This is a genomic window from Tenacibaculum aquaeponti, from assembly GCF_057221555.1.
In genome coordinates, this window is the sequence record NZ_CM170147.1 from 2,657,514 (window position 1) to 2,683,404 (window position 25,891).

Below are 25,891 nucleotides of genomic sequence, written 5' to 3' on the forward strand. Positions count from 1 at the left end.
CATGAAGTGGATATTTTTACTTTTTTTATGTGTTTCTACTACTTTATTTTCTCAGGAAGTTACTGTATACGATACAGAAACAGGTAAAGTTATAGAAGCGGTAGCAGTTTTTAATAAAGACAAGAGTAAATCTGGTGTAACAGATGAAAATGGTAAAGTAGACCTCACACTTTTTTCAAACGAAATGATTTACTTTTCTCATGTTTCTTATGCAGAATTTTCAAGTAAAAAATCAATTATACTTCTTAATAACAAAGAAGTTTTTCTTTCTAAAGAGTCTGAACAACTCGATGAGGTTGTAGTTTCTGTATTTAAGAATAAAGCAAAGACGAAAAGAATTGCAGAGCAAATAGAAGTAATTAAAGCCAGAGAAATACAAAAAATTGTAGCTCAAAGTTCAGCTGATGTATTAGCAAATGTACCAGGAATTCGAGTTCAGAGATCTCAATTTGGAGGAGGTAGTCCTGTTTTGAGAGGGATGGAAAGTAATCGTGTGCTTTTAGTTGTTGATGGTGTTCGAATGAATAATGCAATTTATAGAAAAGGGCACTTGCAGAATTCAATTACTGTCGCGCCAAGTATGTTAGATAGAACTGAGATTGTTTTTGGCCCAACTTCAGTTACTTATGGTTCAGATGCTTTAGGAGGTGTTATCCATTATTATACTAAAACGCCAAAATTATCTAAGAATAAAGAAGTTAAAAGTAACTTTTTCTCACGTTTTTCTACTGTTAATAACGAAATTACAAATCAGGCTTCTGTAGAGTTACGATTTCCAAAATGGGGAAGTTTTACAAGTGTATCACATAGTGATTTTGGTGATTTAAAAATGGGAGAGAATAGATCACATGGATTTGAAAATTGGGGTAAAATTAATTACTTTTCAGAAAATGTTGGAAACAATTTTAAATTAACACCAACATTAAACTCAGATCCAAATCTTCAAAGAAATACAGGTTACAATCAAACTGATATTCTACAAAAATTTTATGTGCCGCTTTCTAAAAGTACAGATCTTAAAATAAATATTCAGTATTCTACATCTTCTGATGTTCCTCGATTTGACAGACTAACAGAGCTTAAAGATGAAACAGATCCATCTACTTTAAAGTTTGCAGAATGGTATTATGGACCACAAGATCGATTATTAATATCTCCTCAATTAGAAATTAATCCAAAGAAAAAATGGATGAAAAGAGGAGTTTTTACTTTAGCTTATCAGAATATTAAAGAAAGTAGAATTCAAAGAAAATTTGGTAGTTTACAAAGATCATACAGAGAAGAAGATGTTGATATTTTTAGTTTGAATGGAGATTTTTCAGTTCCATTAGCTAAGTATAGAAATTTAGGATATGGATTTGAAGTTGCTTACAACGATGTGAATTCAAATTCTTTTGGAAAAGAGCTTAGTGTAGTTAATAATGAAATTGTAGGGTTTAATGGCGATTTTGCCGTGCAATCTCGTTACGCAGATGGAGGAAGCAGTTATTTAAGCTCAGCATTATATGTAGATTACAGACAAGATATATCTAAAAACTCAACATTAAATTCTGGTATTCGTTTAACAAATACTCAACTTAGAGCTAAATGGATTGATGATACTTTTATTACTCTACCAGATAGTGATATTAGTTTAAGTAATACCGCAGTAACGTTTAGTGTGGGTTATGTACATAAACCTACTAAAAATTGGAAATTAAATGCTGTAATTTCTTCTGGATTTAGATCTCCTAATATCGATGACGTTGGAAAGGTAAGAGAAAAAGGAGGAAACGTAACTGTGCCAAATGTGAATTTAAGGCCAGAACATGCCTACAGTGGTGAAATAGGATTAGAAAAGTATTTTAATGATAGAAAATTTAAGATTGGAGCTAATGTGTATTATACTTTATTAGCAAATTATATTTACAGAGAAGACTTTATTTTAAATGGTCAGTCTACAATTAGATTCGATGGTGTAGATGGTAACAATATTGTAGCAAATGTAAATAGAGATAATGCTTATGTAACTGGTTTTACAGTAAATTATCAGGGGAAGCTTTTCAAAAATTGGACAACTACTGGTTCTATCACTTATACAAAAGGAAAAACTTTTGATACAGATCAACCAATGTCTTCAATTCCACCATTATTTGGAAATTTTGATGTGAATTATGTTACAAAAAAAGTAGAAGCTGGAGTTAATTTCCGTTTCAATGCTAAAAAAGATATTACAGATTTTAATATTGACGAAGGAATAGATAATCATGAGCAAACTCCAATTGTAGATATAAATGCAACAGAGGAAACGGAAAAATATTTTGGTTCTCCAAGCTGGAATACATTAAGTGCTTTTGCTAGATATAATTTAAGTAATAATTTCAGTTTACAAGCAAGAGTAGATAATATTTTCGATGAACATTATCGCGAATTTGCATCTGGAGTTTCCGCACCTGGAAGAAACCTTTCAGTGAGTTTATTTGCTAATTTTTAATACTAATTATGATCAACATATTTAAAATAGTAAGTTTTTTAGAGGGGATTTCGTATATCCTTTTACTATTTATAGCTTCTCCTATAAAGTATATTTATGACAATGAAACCTATGTAAAAATGTTAGGAATGCCACATGGAATTCTATTTATAGGGTATATAGCATTGGCAGTTTTACTGAAGGTTGAATTTAAATGGGCTAACAAAGAGTTTGTAAAAGTTTGTTTGTTAGCAATAATTCCTTTCGGAACTTTTTTTGTTGGAAAGTATTTGACTAAAAAAGAAGATTAATCGGGTAAATAACCATATTCAATTAAATCTTTTTTTTGAGAGATTCTTCTTAAGTTTCCGTTATCTAATAATTGTATTTCACTAGATATTTCTATAATACTAGAGTAATCATGATCTGTAACAATGATACCTTTATTTTTAGAGTTTTCTTGAATTAATTCTTTAATGAAGTCTCTATTGATAGGAGATACTCCTTTAAAAGGCTCATCCAGTAAAACGAATTTCGAATTAGAATTAAAAACCATAAAAACTTCAATGATTTTTTGTTCTCCTCCAGATAAGTTTCCAGCTTTAGTGGCTAATAACTTTTTTAAAAAAGTATTTTCTTCTGCTTTTTTGATTCCTCTTTTACCAGCGAAAATATGTAGTAATGTTTTTATTGTATATTCTTTTGGAAGCATGGTTTCTTGTGGTAAATAGCTTATGTACTTAGTGATCTCTTTTGAAGATTTAAGGATGCAGTCATTTACTTTTAAAAATTTAAAATTAGCTTTCACGGTACCAAAAATTATCTTTAATAAAGTTGATTTTCCAGAACCGTTTCTTCCAAGTAAACCTATGATATCACCTGTTTTACATTCTAAAAAAACATTATTAAGTATCTGATGATTACCAAAAGTTTTGATCGTGCTATCTAAATGAAGTTTGTCCATATTAAATTTAAGATTAATACAAGAAAACCAGCAATATTGTAGAAAACCAAAGAGTTGATTTATCAATTCCTTGATTAAGATAAAAATAATACTCATTTTTTGATTTTACTTCATATATAGAAATGATTAAAAACACTGATTAACAGATGACTAATTCCAAAGTGCAATCCTGAAAAACTAAATAGAAAAGCAATAGGGAAACTAATTTTTATAATTTTCCACTGAAATAAAAATATTGACCTGCTAAAGGTGAATTTCATTGAATGTTATTAATCAAACAGACTAATTCCGAAAAGGAAACGATTTTCTTTAACTCCATTAAAGTTAGATTGTACAAAATCAAATCGTAAAAAACGCCATTTTCCCCATCCGATATTGTTTAAACCAATAGAGTACTCAGAATAAGGTTTTCTACCACCAGAAAAGTATCCTTTAGCTCCTACTACAGTATGGAAATTTAGTTTGTTAATCAAAGGAATTTTATTTAGTAAAAAGCCTTTAAAGTTATGTTGTATATGCATTTCAGCATAACTATCATTAGTGCTAAAATCATAATAAGGCATGATAAAAAAGCTACTTAAACGATCAGAAGGAGTTAAATCTATTTCGTTTGCTAAAGGATGATAGAAATCCATAAAAGGAATATTTTTCTGTTCTAAAAACATTCCAGCTCTAAGACTGTAATCGAAATCACCAATATTGCCTAAAGAAATATATTGTTCTAACCTTGAGAAAAGTAAATCAGAATGGAATTCAGAATTTTCTGATCCAAACGTCTTTCTATATCCTAAAGTTAATGTTGGAAACGTATTGCTTCTTACTGTAAATCGAGAATCTGGGTAACTAATATATTTACTTCCAAAGTTTATAGTTGTTGCTATTTGTGCTTTAATAATACGATGCTTTGTAAACGAAACAGTATTAGAAGTCGGATCGATAGGATTATTTGTTTCAAAAGTTCTATCTCTTTTAAAGAAAGAATAATCTGAAGTATTTACTACGGGTCTTCTATCAGCAAATTCGGCACTCGAAAAGAATTGAACTCCAGGGTATAATTCCTTAGAAAAGGCTACGGAAGCAAATGATTTTGAAAAAAACTTAGCAAAGTTTTCTTTAAACATTAAAGAATAAAAACCATTGTTTAAACTGCTGATAGGATCTCTTTCGTCAAACTGACTTAATTTATTTCCTGCAGAAATAGAAAGTCGAGGCTTATCTATGTTGTTCCATTTTTTATAAAAGCTAACAACAGGACGGAATTTTTTATCTGAAAATCCATAATTTAAAGATCCGCTTAATCTCCATATATTACCTTTATCATTTATCCTTTTATAATATGAAACTTCTGGATTAAAGTTAAATCCTTGTACTGTATTAAAACGAATATTATCAATAAATCCATTATAACTTAAAGACCATTTATCGTAACTATTACGATATGTATATCCTAATACAGGAGAAAGCAATGTGATTTTATTGCTTTTTGTATCCATTGAATCTAAATATTTTTTAGAATTACGAACAACTTTAATACTGTCTTTTACAAGGTAATCTTTTTGCTCTTCTTTGGTTAGTGGAACACTTCTTAATTCATTCCAATAAACTGAATCTTTCTTAGTGGCATTATTTTCAAAAGATAAAATTTCTTTACTGAAAGTTTCAGTGTTAAATTCTGGAGAAAAATTATAATTCGAATAAGAAGCAGAAAAGCGTCCGTCAATATTAAAACCTAAAAAACCAACTTTAAAATCTATAGTTTGTAAAATTAAAGCCCAAATTCCAGAATTAGATTCATAGTTATAGTTTTGTTTAATATGTAAAATATCTATTGCAGGATTGTTAATTTGTGCTCCAGTAATAGTTAAATCAGCTCCATAAACAGCCCAGTCATCTTCTACAATATAAATGTGTCCACCAAAAACACGATCATTTTTTCTTTTAGGAATGATTTTAATTTTATTAATTAACTTTCCATTTTCATCATAAAAAGTACCTACTAATTTAAATTTATAGTAGCTAAAAGTATAGTTAGAAATAGGAGAGAAAATATCTGTGTCGGCGACAGGAACTAAATTTTTATATAGATTGAAATTTACATCGGCAGCTCTGTTGAAAGAGATTCCATTGTCTTGGCCACTTACTTTAGATGCGACAATAACTTCTTTAAAGTTTTTAGGTTTTTTCTGGTACCAAATTTTCGAAATTGTTTCAGAAAGATAAATTATTCCACTACGTGTAGAATCTAATCCACCACCTAAATCACCAATTTCTTGACCTAATATTTTTTTAGGAGCATTTTTAATTTTAAACAATCCTCTAGAGTAAAAATCTGCTTTATACTTTCCAGATTTATTAGTATTTTTTTCTTTACTAGCAATAACATTTCTTATAATAGTATTTGCAGGATTCTCCGTAGAAGAAACAGTTACTTCTTCTAGTAACTCTTCTTCTTCGGCCATTTTAATGTTTAATTCAAAAGGAAATTGATTAATAGTAATCTCTTTCTTTACTGTTTTAAAACCTAAGAATTGAAATACAACTGTTTGCTTTCCTTTTTTAGAAGTTGATAATTCGTAAAAACCATTATCATTAGTTGTTGTGCCTTTTAGGGAATTTTCTAAATAAATACTTACAAAGGGTAAAGGTTCGTTGTTTTTGTTTATTACTTTACCTTTAATTTGAGCCGAGCTAATTAAAGAAGTTAAAAGAAAAAGAATAAAAGTAAAGTTTTTCATAATCAATAGTTTGGTTTTTCAAGGGCAAACATAATTGAATTATTTATGAAATATTATTTACGAAATGTTAAAGAATGTTTTTACTGTAAAATGAGTACAACAGTAATATAAATAATTAACTATTGTACTCAATTATACAAGGGACTATTAATACAACTATTTACTGCTAGCTTTTTATAATAACGAAATATCGTTAACTATTAATTGAATTCTTTAGAAGTACATACAAATAACATTTTTCTGTTATTGTGTGTATAATTATTTTAAGTTAAAAAAAGAACTTAAAAGAATAAGAGAACTTCATGGAGCGAAATAAAGGTTTCATAATAGGGGATATTAAGCTTTAAAGTTAAAACTAAGATTGTATAATTCAAATATAAAAATAAAATACTAAAAATCAATGATTTATATTTAGTTTTTTTTGTTGTCTTCTTTCTTCTTTTTTTTCTTTTTACCAAATAAACCACCTAAGACATCTTTTACAGCATTTACTGTATTATCCTTTTTATTATCGGTAGCAGAAGCTTTATTGTTTTTATTTCCTAATAAACCACCTACAGCTTTATCTAATAGTTTGTTTTTTTGTTTTTGAACCAATTGAGTAGTTAAGTTGCTAACAGCAGATTTTAAATCAGTTTTTACTGATGGGTTAGAAAAGCTTCCAGAGAAGTTAGCTGTAACAGGAACTTTCACGTTTTGATCTTTACTGTCTAGTTTACCAAGTAAATTACTAACTTCACTTCCTAAGTATTTTGCAGGAACATTAAAGGTAGCGTTATAATCCATTAATTGATCAAAACCATGGCTACCTCCAACTTGAATGTCAATATCTTTATACTTTAGGTTGAAAGGTTTTACATTCACTTTTCCATTATCAAAAGATAAATTAGTTTTAATGTCTTTTAAATTCAGTTGTTTTAAATCTACGAATCCTAAGTTTTGATCTAATAAGCTTAAAGCTTTGGAGTTTTTAGGTTCTACATTTGTTGCTAATACTTCCGCTAAAGCTTTACCAGTCATAGAAGTTAAATTAGGTGTAAAATCATCATTAAGATTTCCAGATAAATTTAAATTGGTGTTTAATTTCCCTTGTAAAACATCGGCAATTGGGGAAAGCATTTTAAATAGTTCAATGTTTTTAAATGATTCACTGATGTTAAAAGACTTAATTCCCATATCCATATCAAATACAGGCTGTTCTTTTTGAGTATTTACAGCTCCGTTTAAGGCTATAGTTCCACCAAACATATTTCCATTTACATTTTGTAATGTAGCTTTTTCATCTTTTATAATTAACTTTCCTTGAACATTAGAAAGTTTTAAATTATCGTAATGAACTTCTTTTGCAGAAGCGTTTACAACACAATCTAAAAATGCTGGAATTTTAAGTTTTTCTTTAGGTTGTCCTTCTTTGCTTTCAGGAGTTTTTTCTTTAGGAATTTCACTGGTTTCGGTTTCAGCAACCATAAAATCACTAACCTTAAAAGAGTTAGAGTTTAAGTTAAAGTTTCCTTGTAAATTTTTATCTGAAAGTAAAAAACCTAGTAAATTATTAATTGTACCAGTAGCATTTAAATCACTTGTACCTGTAACGGCATTAAATTTTGTTAATGATATTTTTTTTGGAGCAAAATCTACTTTTGCTGCATTAATTTGTATTGGATTAGCAACTTGTTCTCCGCTAAATAAAAAGTCTTTAATTTCTAAATTACCACTGTTTTTTATGCGTTGGTATTTATTATTTTGAACAGCATCAATATCAAAGCTAGAAGTTAAATTTGCTGTTATAATTCCGCTTAAGTCGTTTTTAAGCTCTAAAGGATATACTTTATCAATATGACTTAAATCAATTTTTCCATTAACAGTAGAGTTGATATAAGGATTTTTAGTCAAATTACTAATTTTAGCATTTCCACTGAACTCATTTTCGTCAATTTTAAAGGCTAACTTTTGAAGATTAACATAAGTATCATCTACATTTCCAGTAGTATTTTTAATTTGAGTATTAATACGAATGTTTTTTACGCTTTTTGGTAAACTAGGATATTTGAATGAAGCGTTGTTAGAGGCAATGGTTACATCTATTTTTGGGATAGTTGTTTCTGTAACTTTTCCGTCTACTTTACCAACAATACTAAAATCACCAGTAGTTTTTACATCAGAAATATTCTTAGCATATTCTTCTGGAATTAAAGCTAAAAAGTTTTTAAAGTCAGAAGATGGAGTTTTAAAATTCACATGAACTTCTTGGCTGTTATCTTTATTTAATTGAACAAATCCATCAAAAATTAAAGGAAGTTGGTTAATATGTGCTTCGTTTTTTAAAAATGAATATTTTCCGCTTTCTAAGTCTAGAGCTAAAACTGCATTCAGATCTAAATGTTGATTTTTAACTAATGCTTTACCATCTTTTTCAAAAAGGATGTTAGTTGTTGTTTTTGTATCAAGCTCTGTTGTTTTTTGAGAAAAATCCCCACTTCCAGAATGGTTGAAATCAGATAAAACTACATCCATTTTTCCTTTGTCGTCGTGGTATCTTAAAGTAGCATTAGTAATTGCATATTCTTTTAATGATAAACTAAAGTTACTGCTTTCTCCGGTAGCTTCTTCAGTTTTTTCTTCTACTGCTTTAGATGCGTCTTTTTTTGCAATGTCATAATTTGCATTTCCTTGTTCATCAATATGGATTTTTACTAAAGAATTATCAATAGTGAACGAGTTTATATTTAACTGACTGTTAGAGGATTTAAAAACCTCAGTAAGTTTAAGTTTAATTTTTACAGATTCGCTGTAAAGCAATGTGTCACCTTCAAAAGGCTTAAAATTGGTAACCAAAACATCTTTTAATTCTACAGAAGCTTTAGGGAAGTTTTTAAGTAAACTCAAATTAGCATCCGCGAATTCAACTTTAGCATTTACGTTATTGTTAATTGTTTCTTTTATAAGAGCAACAATTTTATCTTGAAACATGAAAGGAATTGCCGCTAGCGCAACAATGACTACTACTAATGTTATGGCTATAATTTTGACAATTTTTTTCATGATACTTATTTTTTATGACAACGATTTATATTGGGGTTTATTGGATTTACATTTAGTAAATAAATAACAAAGTTAAAAGTTATGAGTAATTTTGTAGTTAATAAAAAGTTTAATTTTTGAAAAAAACTGCAGAATATTCTCAATTCATAAAAAATGAAGCTAAAAGACTGGGCTTCATGTCTTGTGGTATTGCGAAGGCAGATTTTTTAGAGGAAGAAGCTTCGCGATTAGAAACTTGGTTAAAAAATGGTTTTCATGGAGAAATGCATTACATGGAAAATCATTTCGATAAACGTTTAGATCCTAGGCTTTTGGTAGAAGGAGCGAAATCAGTAATTTCACTGTCTTATAATTATTTTCCAGAGGAAGTTCAGAATTCTGATTCCTATAAATTGGCAAAATATGCTTATGGGGAAGATTATCATCATGTTATTAAAAATAAACTTTTTGAATTATTAGAATCTTTACGAGACGAAATAGGGGAGGTTAATGGTCGCTGTTTCGTTGATTCTGCTCCTGTAATGGAACGTTCTTGGGCGGAAAAAGCAGGTTTAGGTTGGAATGGAAAACATACTTTATTAATTCAAAAACAACAAGGATCTTTTTTCTTTTTAGCAGAGTTAATTATTGATTTAGAATTGGCGTATGATCACCCTTTCGAAACAGATCATTGCGGAAAATGTACACGATGTATAGATGCTTGTCCGACGGAAGCAATATTGCCAAATAATCAAATAGATGGTAGTAAATGTATTTCTTACTTAACCATTGAGTTGCGTGATAATATTCCGAGTCAGTTTAAAGAAAATATGGAAGATTGGATGTTTGGTTGTGATGTTTGTCAAGATGTTTGTCCGTGGAATCGTTTTTCAAAACCTCATAACGAACCATTATTCAATCCAAAAGAAAATTTATTAGGATTAAAAAAAAGAGATTGGGAAGAGTTAACACAAGAAACATTTAGCAAGGTTTTTAAAAAATCGGCAGTTAAGAGGGCTAAATTTAAAGGTTTAACAAGTACAATTGATTTTATTAAAAAAACTACACCTTAAAAAGATTTATTTAAGGTGTAGTTCACACAAATCAACAATCAACTCATTTCATATTCTGTAACAAAAAACCAGTTGAGCCCTTTTTTAAATATATTTTCTCTTTTTGCTATAGCGTTTTTTTTCTTTTGTTTAGCAACTTCTTCTTCAAATAAATCAAGAACAAATTCATCATAACTTTTGCCTATTTCTTCATTTAAATATGCATTAAAGTATAGTTCGCTTGCCTTTTCTCCTTTTAATTTTTCTATTTCTACTAGTGTTTTATAAATAGGTTCTATTTTTTTGATAACACTATTTGGAACAGCTTTTCTTCTACCGGTATAACCTGTAATTTCATTTTTATCATTTCTGTCTATAATGAAATCTGTGATTACCCAATAGTATTTTCCAGATTTAGTTCTATTTTTTACAATAGCGTGAAAGTTTTTTCCATCTTTTAAAGCTTTCCATAAAATTTTAAAAGCAACTTTAGGCATATCTGGATGTCGTATAATGTTATGAGGTTCACCAATAAGTTCTACTTTACTGTATTCTGAAGCTTCACTAAATACATCATTTACATATAGTATGGTTCCGAATGCATCGGTTTTACTAACAATAGTTTTTTCTTTGTTCCATTGTATTTCTTCATCAACTATTTGTTGAGTCGGGGGGATGTGATTCATAGTATTAGTATTTAAGTTTAATCACAAAAATCTTAAGATAAACGATGTTAAAGAATGATATTTGTCATGTTTCTTTTATAATAATTCATTTTAACTATTTTAGAAGAAATTAATTTGAATCTGAATTTACAGATATGCACAAGAAATATATAGCAGCTTTCGATCAAGGTACTACAAGTACAAGAACTATAATTTTTAATACTGATGGAGAAATTGTTGGTATTGCTCAAAAAGAATTAACACAACATTATCCAGAATCTGGCTGGGTAGAACATAATCCGATTGATATTTATAACGATCAATTAGAAACATTTAAAGAGGCGGTAAGAAAGGCAGATATAAAACCTACAGAACTTGTTGCGGTTGGAATTACAAACCAAAGAGAAACAACTGTGGTTTGGGATAAAGAAACAGGAGAGCCTGTTTATAATGCAATTGTTTGGTTAGATAAAAGAACTAAAGCGATTTGCGAAGAATTAAAAACCAAAGGTCTTTCATCTTATATTCAAGAAAATACGGGATTGATTATCGATTCTTATTTTTCAGGAACAAAACTGAAATGGATCTTAGATAATGTAGAAGGTGTAAGAGAGAAAGCAGATCAAGGTAAATTATGTTTTGGTACGATCGATAGTTGGTTGATCTATAAGTTTACCAACGGTGAAAAACACTTAACAGACCATACCAATGCATCTCGAACAATGTTGTATAATATCAAGGATTTGTCTTGGGATGAAACTATTTTAAATGCTTTAGATATTCCGAAATCATTATTACCAAGTGTTCAGCAGTCTTCTTCTGATTTTGGTTGTATTAATTTTGAAGGTGAACAAATTCCTATTTATGGAGTTGCTGGAGATCAACAAGCTTCATTATTTGGTCAAGGTGGATTTAAATCTGGTATTGCAAAAAACACCTATGGAACCGGTTGTTTTATTCTGTTAAATATCGGAAGAAAACAAGTTGTTTCTAATAATGGACTATTAACGACTCTAACTTGTACTTTAGAAAATGAACCTACGAAATATGCTTTAGAAGGAAGTGTATTTGTTGGTGGCGCTTCTATTCAGTGGTTAAGAGATCGTATGAAAATTATAGATAAAGCTTCCGATACAGAAGCGATTTGTAATAGTATTCCATCGTTAAAAGGTATCTATGTGGTTCCTGCGTTTGCTGGACTTGGAGCTCCGTATTGGGATCAAGAAGCGAAAGGAAGTATTTATGGAATGACCTTAGATACTGGTAGAGATGAAATTATAAAAGCAACTGTTGAATCTTTAGCTTATCAAACGAAAGATGTAATTAATGCAATGATTACCGATAGTAGTAAAGAAATGATTACGCTAAAAGTTGATGGTGGAGCAAGTGCGAATAATTATTTAATGCAATTTCAATCTGATATTTTAAATGTTGAAGTAGATCGACCAAAAATGATTGAAGTTACTGCTTTTGGAGCTGCTTTATTAGCTGGAATTAAATCTGGGGTTTGGACATTAAATGATGTCGATACTATACGAAAAATTGATACGGTTTTTCAAACAAAAATGACTCCGAAAGCCAGAAAAAAGAAATACAAAGGATGGCTTAAAGCAATTGAAAAAACACAAACAAAAGGGAAAAATAAAAAGCAAAAACCAATTCGATTTTCAGTTTTAGATAGAGAACGACAGCTAAAAAAAATGAAATCCACAGTTTTTGATTTAATCATTATTGGTGGAGGAGTCACTGGAGCTGGAATCGCTTTAGATGCTTCATCCAGAGGTATGAAAGTGTGTTTGATTGAAAAGAATGATTTTGCTTCAGGTACAAGTAATAAATCAACAAAACTGATTCATGGCGGTTTACGTTATTTAAAACAGCTAGAAATTGGTTTAGTTAGAGAATCGGGTACAGAACGTGCTATTGTGCATCAATTAGCTCCGCATTTAGTAATTCCAGAGAAAATGTTATTGCCTTTAATTGAAGGTGGAACTTATGGTAAAATGATGACCGCAATCGGATTAAAAGTTTACGATTTATTAGCAAATGTAGATGGTGACGATCGCAGAAGAATGTTAGATAAAAAACAGACTTTAGAAAAAGAACCGCTTTTAGATGAAAGTATCACTTTAGGAAGTGGTTATTATGCAGAATATAGAACAGATGATGCTAGATTAACAGTGGAAATCTTAAAGAAAGCAACAGAATTCGGAGCCACAATTGTGAATTATTGTGAAATGGAATCGTTTGTTTACAATAGTGAATCAAAGATTGAAAGTTTAAACTGTATAGACCACAATACCGGGAAAACATTAAATATTAAAGCAAATAATTATGTGTCTGCTGCTGGTCCTTGGGTAGATACATTGCGTAGAAAAGATAATTCACTAAACAATAAACACCTGCATTTAACAAAAGGTGTGCATATTGTTTTTCCGTTAGAGAAATTACCAATTAAACAATCTATTTATTTTGATGTTCCAGACGGAAGAATGGTTTTTGCAATTCCTAGAGGTCGTTGCACATATGTAGGAACAACTGATACAAATTATGCTGGTGATTTAGATAGAGTAGTAGCGACTAAAAAAGATGCAGAATATTTGTTGAGCGCTGTGAATAATATGTTTCCAGAAATTCATTTAACAATAGATGATATAGAATCAAATTGGGCAGGATTACGTCCTTTAATTCATGAAGAGGAAAAAGATCCGTCAGATTTATCAAGAAAGGATGAGATTTTTGTTTCAGATACAGGTTTAATTTCTATCGCTGGAGGAAAATTAACGGGGTATCGAAAAATGGCACATCGAGTAATTGATGCTGTTTTAAAAACCATGAGTGAAAAACGTAGAAGATCAGTTAAAAAATCAGAAACAGAACATATTTCATTAGTAAACCCTTCAATGTCATCTTCGGAAGAAGTTCAGGCTTACGAAAAAGAATTGGAAACGAATTTGGCGAACTTAGGAATAGATGATGAAGATTATGCTTGGTATTTGGCTACAAATTTTGGAAAGAATGCAAGTAAGATTTTAGAACGTTTTTCTTTTTATTTATCAGGAACAATCGAAGAGCGTTTCATTCGAGCAGAACTTTGGTATTGTATTCATTTTGAAATGGTAAACGGATTAGCAGATTTCTTTGTGAGAAGAACAGGAAGATTATATTTTGATATTCACAGCATCTTTAAATACAAAGATTTAGTCTTAAAAGATTGTGTCAAAACATTAGATTGGGATCGTAAACGAATTGAGCACGAAAAGCAAATTTTACAAATGCTTTTAGACGATGCAACAACGTATTATGAAACAGAATTTAATTCATAAAGAATGTATTTAAAATGAAATACCCGATTACTAAAAGAGTAGGTTTACTTTTAGGCCCTGTTTTCTTTTTGATTATTAGTGTTTTACCTTTTGAACTGGTTTCTGATAATGGTGATAAAGTTATTAGTGTAGCACTTTGGATGATTACATGGTGGATCACAGAAGCAGTTTCAATTTCAGTAACGGCATTACTTCCTTTGCTTTTATTTCCTTTGCTGAAAGTTATGCCGATGAATGAAGTTGGTTCCAATTACGGGAGTCCGATTATATTTTTATTCTTCGGAGGATTTGTAATGGCCTTAGCTTTAGAGAAAGTGAATTTGCATAAACGTATTGCATTAACCATTATTAAATTAACAGGAACAACACCCAAAAAAGTAGTGTTAGGTTTTATGATTGCTACAGGATTGTTAAGTATGTGGATTAGCAATACAGCTAGTACAGTGGTGATGCTACCAATAGCTTTGTCTGTAATTCAATTGTTAATTGATGATGAAGATGGTTTTACAAAAGATGATAAGAACTTTGCAGTTTCAGTAATGTTAGGAATTGCTTTTTCAGCAAATGCTGGAGGAATAGCAACAATTATAGGTACACCACCTAATTCTGTTTTAATAGGATTTTTAGAAAATGAATACAATATTGAAATCTCTTTTTTAGAGTGGATGACTATCGGTCTTCCATTTTCTCTAATAATGATTTCAGTTGTGTATTTGGTGTTGGTAGAGTTTATGTATCCAAATAAAAATTTGAAATTTAAGGCTTCTCAAGAAGTAATTCATGCAGAATTAAAAAAGCTCGGAAAAATATCAAAACGTGAGAAATTTGTTTTGTTAGTTTTTGTTTGCGCTATATTTTTATGGATTTTCAGAGCTTTAATTAATAAAGTCTTTCCGGAATTAAAGCTTACAGATACGATGATTAGCGTATTTGCTGCATTGGCAATTTTTGCGGTTCCATTCAATTTTAAAAAAGGAGATTTTATATTAAACTGGAAAGATACAGAGAAGCTTTCTTGGGGGATTTTAATATTATTTGGAGGAGGTTTGGCGCTAGCCAAAGGAATGTCAAGTAGCGGTATTGTAGATATGGTTTCTAATACAATTGCATCATATAATTTAGGAGTGTTTTTAACAGGTGTTATTTTAATATTTCTTATGTTATTTATGACAGAGCTTATGAGTAATGTAGCGTTAATAGCTGTATTAGCACCAGTAGTTGCGGGTATCGCTTTAGGTTTAAATATTCCAATTATTAATTTGTTAATTCCTGTTACCATAGCAAGTAGTTGTGCTTTTATGTTACCAATGGCAACTCCGCCAAATGCAATTGTCTTTGCGAGTGGTTACGTTACAGTAAAAGATATGATGAAAACAGGGTTGATTTTAAATTGCTTAGCGGTATTATTACTAGTAATAATCTTTAAATATATTATACCAATTTTACTTTAATTGATATTTTTTCAATCAAACCATAAAAGTTATAACAAAACAACTATATTTATTTTTTAAATAATCAACTAAAAGAGTTTATGAGTCAATCACGTAAAAGACGAGAAGCACTATTGTATCATGCTAAACCTAAGCCAGGTAAAATATCAGTGGTGCCAACGAAGAAGTATGCAACTCAACACGACTTATCATTAGCGTATTCTCCTGGTGTAGCAGAACCATGTTTAGAAATTGAAAAAAACAAAGAAAACGTATATAAATATACTGCTAAAGGAAATTTGGTAGCAGTAATATCTAACGGAACAGCCGTTTTAGGATTAGGAGACATTGGTCCTGAAGCATCAAAACCTGTAATGGAAGGTAAGGGGCTGTTATTTAAGATTTTTGCAGATATTGATGTTTTTGATATTGAAGTAGATGCAACAGATGTAGATAAATTTATAGAAACAGTTAAAGCTATTGCTCCTACTTTTGGAGGAATAAATCTTGAAGATATCAAAGCTCCAGAGGCTTTTGAAATAGAGAGAAGATTAAAAGAGGAATTAGATATTCCCGTAATGCACGATGATCAACACGGAACAGCTATTATTTCTGCTGCAGCTTTAAAAAATGCATTAGAAATTAATGGTAAAAATATTTCAGAGGTTAAAATTGTGGTAAACGGAGCTGGGGCAGCTGCGATTTCTTGTACACGTTTGTATTTAGCGTTAGGAGCCAAGCGTGAAAATGTAGTAATGTGTGATAGTAAAGGAGTAATCCGAAAAGATAGAGATAACCTTACTTCTCAAAAAGAAGAATTTGCTACAGAAAGAGATTTAAATACTTTAGAAGAAGCAATGAATAACGCAGATGTGTTTATTGGTTTGTCTAAAGGAAATGTGGTGAGTCCAGAAATGTTATTATCTATGGCGAAAAATCCTATTGTATTTGCTATGGCTAATCCAGAGCCAGAAATTGATTATGATTTAGCTGTGGATACAAGAGATGATATTATTATGGCTACTGGTAGATCAGATCATCCTAATCAAGTTAACAATGTACTTGGTTTTCCATTTATATTTCGAGGAGCTTTAGATGTTAGAGCAACAAAGATTAATGAAGAAATGAAAATGGCTGCTGTACATGCGTTAGCAGATTTAGCAAAGAAATCTGTACCTGAGCAAGTAAACATTGTTTATGATGAAGTTAGTCTTTCTTATGGTAAAGATTATATTATTCCAAAGCCTTTTGATCCAAGATTAATTTATGAAATTCCACCAGCAATTGCTAAAGCAGCTATAGAAAGTGGAGTTGCTCAAGAGCCAATTCAAGATTGGGAAAAGTATAGATACGAGTTGATGGATCGTTCTGGTTCTGGTAGCAAAGAAGTTCGTATACTACACAATAGAGCTAGAACAAATCCTAAACGAATTGTGTTTGCAGAAGCAGATCATTTAGATGTGTTAAAGGCAGCACAAAGAGTTTATGATGAAAAGTTAGGGCACCCTATTCTTTTAGGAAACAAGGAGATAATTTTAGAGTTAAAAGAAGAATTAGGTTTTGACGCTAATGTGCCAATTATAGATCCTAAAACTACTGAAGAAGTAGAAAGAACTAAACGTTTTGGTAAATTGTTTTGGGAAAAACGTCAACGCAAAGGAATGACTTTGTTAGAAGCAGAAAAGTGGATGCGTCAACGTAATTATTTTGCTTCTATGATGGTGAATGAAGGAGAAGCAGATGCATTAATAACAGGATACTCTAGGCCTTACTCTTCGGTAGTAAAACCAATTTTAGAATTAATAGACCGAGATAAGGGAGTACAAAAAATAGCAGCAACAAATTTATTGTTAACTAAGCAAGGACCTATGTTTTTAGCAGATACAACAATAAATATAAATCCATCAGCAAAAGAGCTAGCAAAGATAACACACTATACAAGTATTTTAGCTAGGATGTTTGGTATGCAGCCAAAGGTGGCGATGTTAGGTTTTTCTAATTTTGGTTCAACCAAGTCAGAAACATCAACAAAAATTAGAGAAGCAGTTGCTTACATGCATGAAAATTACCCCGATTTAATTGTTGATGGAGAATTACAAGCTGATTTTGCATTAAATGCAGAAATGTTATCTAAGGAATTCTCATTTTCTAAATTAAATGGTCAAAAAGTTAATGTTTTAATCTTTCCTAATTTAGAGTCAGCTAATATTACATATAAATTAATGAAAGAAGTTAATGGAGTAGAATCTATTGGGCCGATTTTATTAGGTTTAAGTAAGCCAGTTCACGTCATACAACTAGGAGCAAGTGTAGATGAAATGGTAAATATGGCAGCAGTAGCAATAGTTGATGCACAAGAGCGTGAGAAGGGAAGATTAAGTAATTTTTAAACAGTAAAGTATCGGTTTTACAATAGTAAAAAATTTACTACTTTAGGCGTCTGTTAAAAGAGAACAATGATTACACAAATAAAAGGAAGGTTAGTTGAAAAAAATCCTACACATGTAGTTGTTGATTGTAATGGATTGGGGTATTTACTCCATATTTCATTAAATACATTCTCTGCTCTCCCCAAAGATGAAAATGTATTGTTGTATACACATTTATCTATCCGTGAAGACGCGCATACACTTTACGGATTTATAAATAAAGTTGAACGAGAAGTGTTTAAATTACTGATTTCTGTGTCTGGTGTTGGCCCTAGTATTGCTAGGACAATGTTGTCTTCAATGACAGCAGAGGAAGTACAACAAGCCATAGCTTCAGAAAACGTAAATGTAATCCAATCAGTAAAAGGTATAGGGGCAAAAACAGCTCAACGTGTTATAATCGATTTGAAACAAAAAATATTGAAGACCTTTAATATTGATGAAGTTTCAGTGGTTCAAAACAATACAAACAAAGAAGAAGCGTTATCTGCATTAGAGGTTTTAGGTTTTACACGTAAACAAGCAGGTAAAGTTATAAACGATATTTTAAAAGAATTGCCATCAGCAAGTGTAGAAGAGCTGATAAAAAAGGCACTAAAAAATTTGTAAAAAGGTTGGGAGAAAATTTTCGCAATAAATGTTTAACGACACTTGCTTTATTGGTAAGTGTTGTTTTATTTGCTCAAAATACAACAAAGAAGAATGATTCAATATCTAGAAAAAAAGACACAATCATTCCTCTTAAATATAATTTTAATTTCAATCAAAAAGCTCATCTCTTTTTAAATAATCCGAGTTCTGTTCAAGTTACTTACGATAAGTCAATTGATAAGTTTGTAATTGTAGAAAAAATAGGGAATTATTTAATTGGAACTCCAATGTACTTAACTCCTAGAGAGTATGATAAGTTTCGATTAAAAAATGATGTGAAAACATATTTTAAAGAAAAAGTTGATGCTACAAATCCTAATAAAAAAGATAATAAAGGAAGAAAAAATTTATTGCCAAAATATTATGTGAATTCTAAGTTTTTTGAATCTGTTTTTGGAGGCACAGAGGTTGAAGTTATTCCAACAGGACAAATTAGTATAAAGCTTGGAGGGATTTATCAAAACACTGAAAATCCTCAGATTTCTGTAGAAAACCAAAGTAGTTTTACTTTCGATTTCGACCAACAAATTAGTGCAAGTATACAAGCTAAAGTAGGAACAAGATTACAGGTTACAGCAAATTACGACACACAAACGACTTTCGATTTTCAAAATATTATCAAATTAGAATATACACCTACTGAAGATGATATTATTCAAAAAATTGATGCAGGTAACGTAAACTTGCCAATTAAAAACTCCTTAATTAATGGGGCGCAAGCTTTATTTGGGGTTCGAGCAGATTTTCAATTTGGAAAAACCACAATTCGCTCAGTCTTTTCACAACAAAATTCTCAATCTCGTAATGTAGTTGCTCAAGCGGGAGGTTCAATAGAAACTTTTGAAATTAGAGCAACAGATTACGATAATGACCGCCACTTCTTCTTATCTCAATTTTTTAGAGAGAATTACGAAACTGCATTAAAAAACTATCCATTAATAAACAGTCCGATTAACATCAACAGAATTGAAGTTTGGGTAACGAATAGGAATCAAAATGTAACAGATTTTAGAAGTATTGTTGCTTTTGCAGATATTGGAGAATCTAAACCAGATAATTTAGTAAGTGCAACTGCGGTTGGAGGGGTTTTTCAAGAAGGATATGTAGATGTTGTAAATAACCCAATTACAGTTAGAGGTGAAAATTTACCTTATAATGGAGTAAATAATATAAATGATTTACTTATAGATAATGGAGGAATAAGAGATGTAGCAACAATAAATACTACAGTTCCAACAGAAATGGTTCAAGGTAGAGATTATTCATATTTACAAAATGCTAGAAAGTTACAGCCAAATGAATATACATTACATCCTCAATTAGGTTTTATCTCTTTAAATAGGAGATTAAATGATGGTGAAGTATTAGCTGTTGCCTATGAATATACAGTTGTTGGTGCTCAACAGAGCGGAGGTTCTGTAAATGAAACTATATATAAAGTTGGAGAATTTTCTAATGATGGAATAAATGCTCCTTCAAATATAGCAGTAAAATTACTGCGTAGCGAAATTTTAACTACTCGAAGAGAAATTTCACCTAATAATTTTGTTCCTTTTCCAACTTGGCGTTTAATGATGAAAAACGTTTATGCTTTGGGAGCTGTACCTTTAAATCAAGATGGTTTTCGTTTTGAGTTATTATATAGAGATGATAATACAGGGATTTTACAAAACACACTACAAGGAGCAAATGATCCTAGTTTATTAAATAGAACTTTATTGAATTTATTTGAGATAGATAAACTAGATCAAAGTCAATTTAAAGTTGATGGAGGAGATGGTTTCTTTGATTATATAGAAGGAATCACAGTAAACTCTGCTAGAGGGTTAATTTATTTTCCAAAACCAGAACCTTTTGGAGAAGATTTAGCAATTACAGATGCTGCAGATAGGCAACGTTTTGCTTTCGATCAGTTATACTCTACAACAAAAATTCAAGCTAAAAATGAGTTTCAAGATAGAGATAAATTCTTCTTAAAAGGATATTATAAATCAGAAACAAGTAGAGGAATTCCTTTAGGAGCATTCAATATTCCAAGAGGATCAGTAAGAGTAACTGCTGGAGGTAGAACTTTAGTAGAAGGAGTAGATTATGTGGTAGATTATCAGTTAGGTAGGGTTCAAATTTTAGACCCTGGTTTAGAGGCGTCTGGAGTTCCAATTAATGCTTCGGTTGAAAATAACACATTCTTTAATCAGCAAAGAAAAACATTTTTAGGAGTTGATGTAGAACATAAATTTAATGAGAATTTTATTCTTGGAGCTACATTCTTAAATGTTACAGAACGACCAATTACTCCAAAAGTTAATTTTGGAGCAGAACCAATAGATAATATGATGTTCGGTTTGAATGTTGATTTTTCTACTGAAGTACCATATTTTACAAAGCTTGCAAATAAATTACCTTTTGTTGAAACTGATGCACCATCAAATTTATCTGTTAGAGCAGATATGGCTTATTTATTACCAGGTTCGCCTAGCGGAATTGATGTTAATGGAGCAGCAACTTCATATTTAGATGATTTTGAGGCAACTCAAATTCCTATTAATCTTACTTCTCCACAGCAATGGGCATTAGCAAGTTCACCTTTGTCTCAGCCATTTTCGGAAGATATAGATTTACGATATAATGATAACAGAGCTAAATTAGCATGGTATAGTATTGATCAGTTATTTTATTCAAATAGTGCGAATAGACCATCAAATATAAATGATATTGAATTATCAAGAAATGAGGTAAGACAAGTTAGTTTTTCTGAATTATTTCCGAATACAGATTTAGATATTACTCAGTTAAACTTAGTTAGAACTTTAGATTTAGCTTTCTATCCAAATGAAAGAGGACCATATAATTTTAATCAAACTGCAGGAAATCCAGAAGACAAATGGGGTGGGATAATGAGAGCTTTAACAACTACAAATAACTTCGAGCAAGCGAACGTAGAGTATGTACAGTTTTGGTTAATGGATCCATATGAAGGATATTCTTTAACTGCAGAAGAAGGATTACCAACAGGAATAGATCCTCAAAGTGATATCAATCAAGGTAAACTATTTTTAAACTTAGGTAGTATTTCTGAAGATATTCTAAGAGATTCACAAAAACAATTCGAAAATGGGTTGTCTACAACACAGAATCCGGCACCTCAAGTTGAAACTGTTTGGGGTAATGTACCTAGAAATCCATCAATTTTATATGCATTTAGTACAGATGCAGATGAAAGATCACAACAAGATGTTGGTTTAGATGGGTTAAATGATACACAAGAACTTGAGAAAATTGTTCAAAATTTTCCAGGTATTGCTGATGTAGAACAAGCAAGAAGTATTTTTGGAAATGATCCGGCTGGAGATAACTTCCAGTTTTTTAGAGGGAGTGAGTTTGATGCTATTGGAGCTTCTATTCTTACACGTTATAAAAACTATAATGGTACACAAGGTAATTCTCCAACAATTGATCAATCTAGTGAAGATTTTCCAACATCAGGGTCAACATATCCAGATACAGAAGATTTAAACAGAGACCAAACAATGGATGCGGTTAGTGCGTATTTTGAGTACGAGGTTTCATTAAAAAGAAGTGATTTAGTAAAAGGATCTAACTTTATTGTAGATGTAAAATCTGAACCAATTTCTTTACCTAACGGAGAAACAAGAAGCACAACTTGGTATCAATTTAGAATTCCTGTAAGAAATGGATTCTCACAAGCAGTTGGAGGTATTACTGATTTTAACAGTATTCGTTTTATGCGTATGTATTTAACGCAATTTAGAATGCCAGTTATTTTGCGTTTTGCAGAGTTAGAATTAGTTCGTGGAGACTGGAGACGTTATACAAGAACTTTAGATCCAGCAATTGATCCTCAAGAAGATTTAGATAATACAGACTTAAATAATTTTGAAGTTGGGGTTGTAAGTATCGAACAAAATGATGATCGCTATGAATTACCTCCAGGTATTCCTAGGGAACAATTACAAGGTACAAATAGAATTCAACGACAAAATGAACAATCGTCTACAATTACTGTTACAAATTTAGAACCTAATAAAGCTAGAGCAATATTTAAAAATATAAGTATCGATTTACGTCGTTATAAGAATTTAAGAATGTTCTTACATGCTGAAGCAATTCCTGGTAGTGTATTAGGAGATAATGAAATGAATGCGGTTATTAGACTAGGTACTGACTTAAATGATAATTACTATGAAATTGAAAAACCTTTAATCCTATCAACATTAAGCAACGTTCCAGAGGAAGTTTGGCCAGAGGAAAATAATTTAGATGTCCCACTATCTCAGTTAGCAAGTTTAAAGTTAGAGCGTGATGGTACAGGAACAGCTGTGACAGATGTGTATACAGGAACTTCTTCTAATGGTTTAACAATAAAAGTAAAAGGTAATCCAACTTTAGCACAAATTAGAACAGTTTTATTAGGGGTCAAAAATAATACCACAAATAATGTAAGTGGAGAAGTTTGGTTTAATGAATTAAGAGCTGTTGGTTTTGATAATAAAGGAGGATGGGCTGCTGTATTAAATGCAGATGCTAACTTTGCAGATGTTGCAGATGTAACTTTAGCAGGTAGTATGTCTACAGTTGGTTTTGGTAATGTAGATCAAAGAGTACAAGAAAGAAGTTTAGAAGAAAATAAACAATATAGCGTAGCTACAAATGTACAGTTAGGTAAAATGATGCCTAAAAAATGGAACATGCAAGTTCCTATGAGTTACAGTTATGGAGAGCAATTTATTGATCCTAAATTCGATCCACAATATCAAGATGTTGAACTTGCTGATGCTAAAGCCTCAGGTTCAGATCAGGTAAAACGTAATGCTGAAAATGCACAAGATTACACAAGAAGAAAAAGTATTAGTTTTATCAATGTAAAGAAAAATAGAAACCCGAAAAGTGATAAGAAACCTAAGTTTTACGATGTAGAAAATGTTTCTGTTTCTTACGCTTTTAATGAAGAGTTTCATAGAGATTATAATATTCAAAGATTCGTAAATCAAAATCTAATGGCGGGTGCTAGTTATAATTTCAATTTCGCACCTTGGAGTATAGAACCATTTAAAAAGTCTGAAAAATTAAAGAGTAAACATTGGAAGTTTATAAAAGATCTGAATTTTAATCCACTTCCAAAATCTTTAGCTTTAAATTCTAAAATTAATAGGAATTATAATTTACAACAATCAAGAAATTTAGTTGATTTACCTGTAGCTCAACCAGAATTAATTCAAAGAAGATTTTTATTCGATTGGGATTACGCGGTAGTTTTCGATTTAACACGTTCTTTAAATTTAAACTTTAAAGCAACAAATAATTATATCTATGATAGTTTTGGTGAAGATGAAGAACTTGAGATTTTCGATAAGTTTTTCACTTTTGGTAGAAGAAATCAGTATCATCAAACATTAAACGCTACTTATAATTTACCAATTAATAAATTACCATATTTAAACTTTATTACTTCAGATTATGGTTACACAGCTGATTTCGATTGGCAAGCTTCATCTAGAAGTACAATAACAGAAACAGATGCTTCAGGAAATTCAGTAGATGTTAGTATTGAAGATAAAGTAGGTAACATGATTCAAAATTCAAACAAGCATAATATTAATGCAACAATTGATTTTAATCGTTTCTATAAGACACTAGGTTTAGAAAAATTATTACTAAAAGGAACTAAAAGAAAAGTTACAAAAGGTAAGGTAGCTTTAGGAGCAAAAGCTAAAAATACACCTAAACCAAAACTAAAAAAGAATGCTTCTTTTGCGCAAAAAATGTTAAAAGGAACTTATGATGTTTTAACTGCTGTAAAGCGAGCAAAAGTAAGCTATTCTCAAGAAAATGGAACCTTATTACAAGGGTACAGACCTTCAGTTGGTTTCTTAGGAAGAACAAATTTTAACGGAAGTGCAGCACCAACATTAGGATTTGTTTTTGGAAGTCAAACTGATATTATAAGTAGAGGTATTGAACAAGGTTGGTTAGTAACCAGAGGTGAAGATGAAGATTATTTTAATAAGAACTTTGCACAAACACAAGCTAATAAATTAGATTATAATATTTCGATTAAGCCTTTTAAAGATTTCACAATAGATCTTAGAGGTACTCGAATAAGAACATCTAATACCACACAACAATTAGATATTGTTGAATTTGCAGATGGAACAGTAAGGCAAAATCCTGATTTAAGAGCTTTTGAAACAGGAAACTTTAATATCAGTCATTTTATGTTAGGAACTATGTTCGAAGATGGAGATGCGCTTTATGAAAAGTTCTTAGGTTATAGACAAATAATATCGAATAGATTAGCAAGTCAGGCACAACCAAATGGTATTTTTAATGCTTTCCAAAAAGAAGGACAACAATCAATGCTGCCAGCTTTTCTAGCGGCTTATTCAGGAGTAAATCCAAATGAAGTTGATACTGGGATTTTCAGAAATATTCCAATTCCAAACTGGACAATGCGTTACAACGGTTTAATGAAGATTAAGTGGTTTAAAAAGAGGTTTTCTTCTTTTACATTATCTCATAGTTACAAATCATCGTATAGTATTCTTAATTACACTAATAACTTACAGTTCGATCCTAATGATCTTAGTTTAACAAATAGTTCGGGGAATTATCAACCAGAATTGTTAATTTCGTCGGCAACATTAGTAGATGAATTCTCACCTTTGATAAAGTTAGATATGAAAATGAGAAACTCATTTTCGTTCCGTGGAGAGATTAAAAAAGATAGAAGTTTAACACTTAATTTTAATAACAATACGTTAACTGATATCAAAGGAACTGAATATGTTTTAGGATTAGGTTATAGAATAAAAGATGTTAAGTTTATTACCAGAATTACTGGTAAAAAAGAAACACTTAAAGGAGATATTAATTTTAGAGCAGATGTTTCTTTAAGAGATAATTTAACATTAATAAGATCGATAGATGAACAAAATAATCAAATCACAGGTGGTGAGCGATTATTTGGATTAAAGTTTTTGGCAGATTATAATTTAAATAAAAACTTAACGGTTTCATTTTATTATAATCACAATACATTCGATTATGCGATTTCTACAAACTTCCCAAGACAATCAATTAATGGAGGATTTAATCTTGTATATAACTTAGGAAACTAAATTAAAATCTAAACAATATATTAAACA

At 30.6% G+C, this 25,891-nt stretch carries 12 protein-coding genes; 8 read left to right on the forward strand and 4 right to left on the reverse strand.

Going from position 1 to position 25,891, the window contains the following annotated elements; all coding sequences use genetic code 11:
• Position 1: 1 nt before the first annotated feature.
• Both AC2TEO_RS12010 and AC2TEO_RS12015 read left to right on the forward strand, forming a co-directional pair.
• Positions 2-2,473 carry a TonB-dependent receptor gene (locus tag AC2TEO_RS12010; protein WP_442265058.1) on the forward strand — a complete coding sequence of 824 codons (2,472 nt, stop codon included), beginning with the start codon at positions 2-4 and terminating at the stop codon, positions 2,471-2,473.
• Positions 2,474-2,481: 8 nt separating this feature from the next.
• A complete protein-coding gene (locus AC2TEO_RS12015; protein WP_442265059.1) occupies positions 2,482-2,763 on the forward strand; it encodes a DUF3817 domain-containing protein in 282 nt (93 codons plus the stop codon).
• On the opposite strand, the gene AC2TEO_RS12020 is transcribed toward AC2TEO_RS12015, so the two are convergent.
• The 3 genes from AC2TEO_RS12020 to AC2TEO_RS12030 all read right to left on the reverse strand — a co-directional run bounded on the left by AC2TEO_RS12020 (position 2,760) and on the right by AC2TEO_RS12030 (position 9,193).
• Positions 2,760-3,512 carry an ATP-binding cassette domain-containing protein gene (locus AC2TEO_RS12020; protein WP_442265060.1) on the reverse strand — a complete coding sequence of 251 codons (753 nt, stop codon included), beginning with the start codon at positions 3,510-3,512 and terminating at the stop codon, positions 2,760-2,762. The genes AC2TEO_RS12015 and AC2TEO_RS12020 overlap by 4 nt on opposite strands.
• A 173-nt stretch (positions 3,513-3,685) precedes the next feature.
• Positions 3,686-6,151, reverse strand: coding sequence for a DUF5686 and carboxypeptidase regulatory-like domain-containing protein (locus tag AC2TEO_RS12025; RefSeq protein WP_442265061.1), 2,466 nt, complete (start codon positions 6,149-6,151; stop codon positions 3,686-3,688).
• Positions 6,152-6,562: 411 nt separating this feature from the next.
• Positions 6,563-9,193: an AsmA family protein gene (locus AC2TEO_RS12030; protein ID WP_442265062.1), complete on the reverse strand. Its 2,631-nt coding sequence runs from the start codon at positions 9,191-9,193 to the stop codon at positions 6,563-6,565.
• Positions 9,194-9,309: 116 nt separating this feature from the next.
• On the opposite strand from AC2TEO_RS12030, the gene queG reads away from it, so the two are divergent.
• Positions 9,310-10,245 (forward strand): tRNA epoxyqueuosine(34) reductase QueG, encoded by a 936-nt coding sequence (gene queG, locus AC2TEO_RS12035; protein ID WP_442265063.1) that lies wholly within the window; start codon positions 9,310-9,312, stop codon positions 10,243-10,245.
• A gap of 38 nt (positions 10,246-10,283) precedes the next feature.
• Here queG and AC2TEO_RS12040 read toward each other — a convergent pair whose 3' ends face one another.
• Positions 10,284-10,910: a PAS domain-containing protein gene (locus AC2TEO_RS12040; RefSeq protein WP_442265064.1), complete on the reverse strand. Its 627-nt coding sequence runs from the start codon at positions 10,908-10,910 to the stop codon at positions 10,284-10,286.
• Between the two features lie 134 nt (positions 10,911-11,044).
• Between AC2TEO_RS12040 and glpK the strand changes: the two genes are divergently transcribed.
• The 5 genes from glpK to sov all read left to right on the forward strand — a co-directional run bounded on the left by glpK (position 11,045) and on the right by sov (position 25,864).
• Complete coding sequence (gene glpK, locus AC2TEO_RS12045) at positions 11,045-14,215, forward strand: glycerol kinase GlpK (RefSeq protein WP_442265065.1); 3,171 nt, start codon at positions 11,045-11,047, stop codon at positions 14,213-14,215.
• 14 nt (positions 14,216-14,229) lie between these two features.
• Positions 14,230-15,666 carry an SLC13 family permease gene (locus AC2TEO_RS12050; protein WP_442265066.1) on the forward strand — a complete coding sequence of 479 codons (1,437 nt, stop codon included), beginning with the start codon at positions 14,230-14,232 and terminating at the stop codon, positions 15,664-15,666.
• Between the two features lie 80 nt (positions 15,667-15,746).
• Entirely contained in the window at positions 15,747-18,035 is a 2,289-nt protein-coding gene (locus tag AC2TEO_RS12055) for an NADP-dependent malic enzyme (RefSeq protein WP_442265067.1), read from the forward strand.
• A gap of 66 nt (positions 18,036-18,101) precedes the next feature.
• Positions 18,102-18,683 carry a Holliday junction branch migration protein RuvA gene (ruvA, locus tag AC2TEO_RS12060; RefSeq protein WP_442265068.1) on the forward strand — a complete coding sequence of 194 codons (582 nt, stop codon included), beginning with the start codon at positions 18,102-18,104 and terminating at the stop codon, positions 18,681-18,683.
• A 5-nt stretch (positions 18,684-18,688) separates the two neighbouring features.
• The gene (sov, locus tag AC2TEO_RS12065) at positions 18,689-25,864 is read left to right on the forward strand and encodes a T9SS outer membrane translocon Sov/SprA (protein WP_442265069.1); all 7,176 of its coding nucleotides are present in this window, start codon (positions 18,689-18,691) and stop codon (positions 25,862-25,864) included.
• Positions 25,865-25,891: the final 27 nt, after the last annotated feature.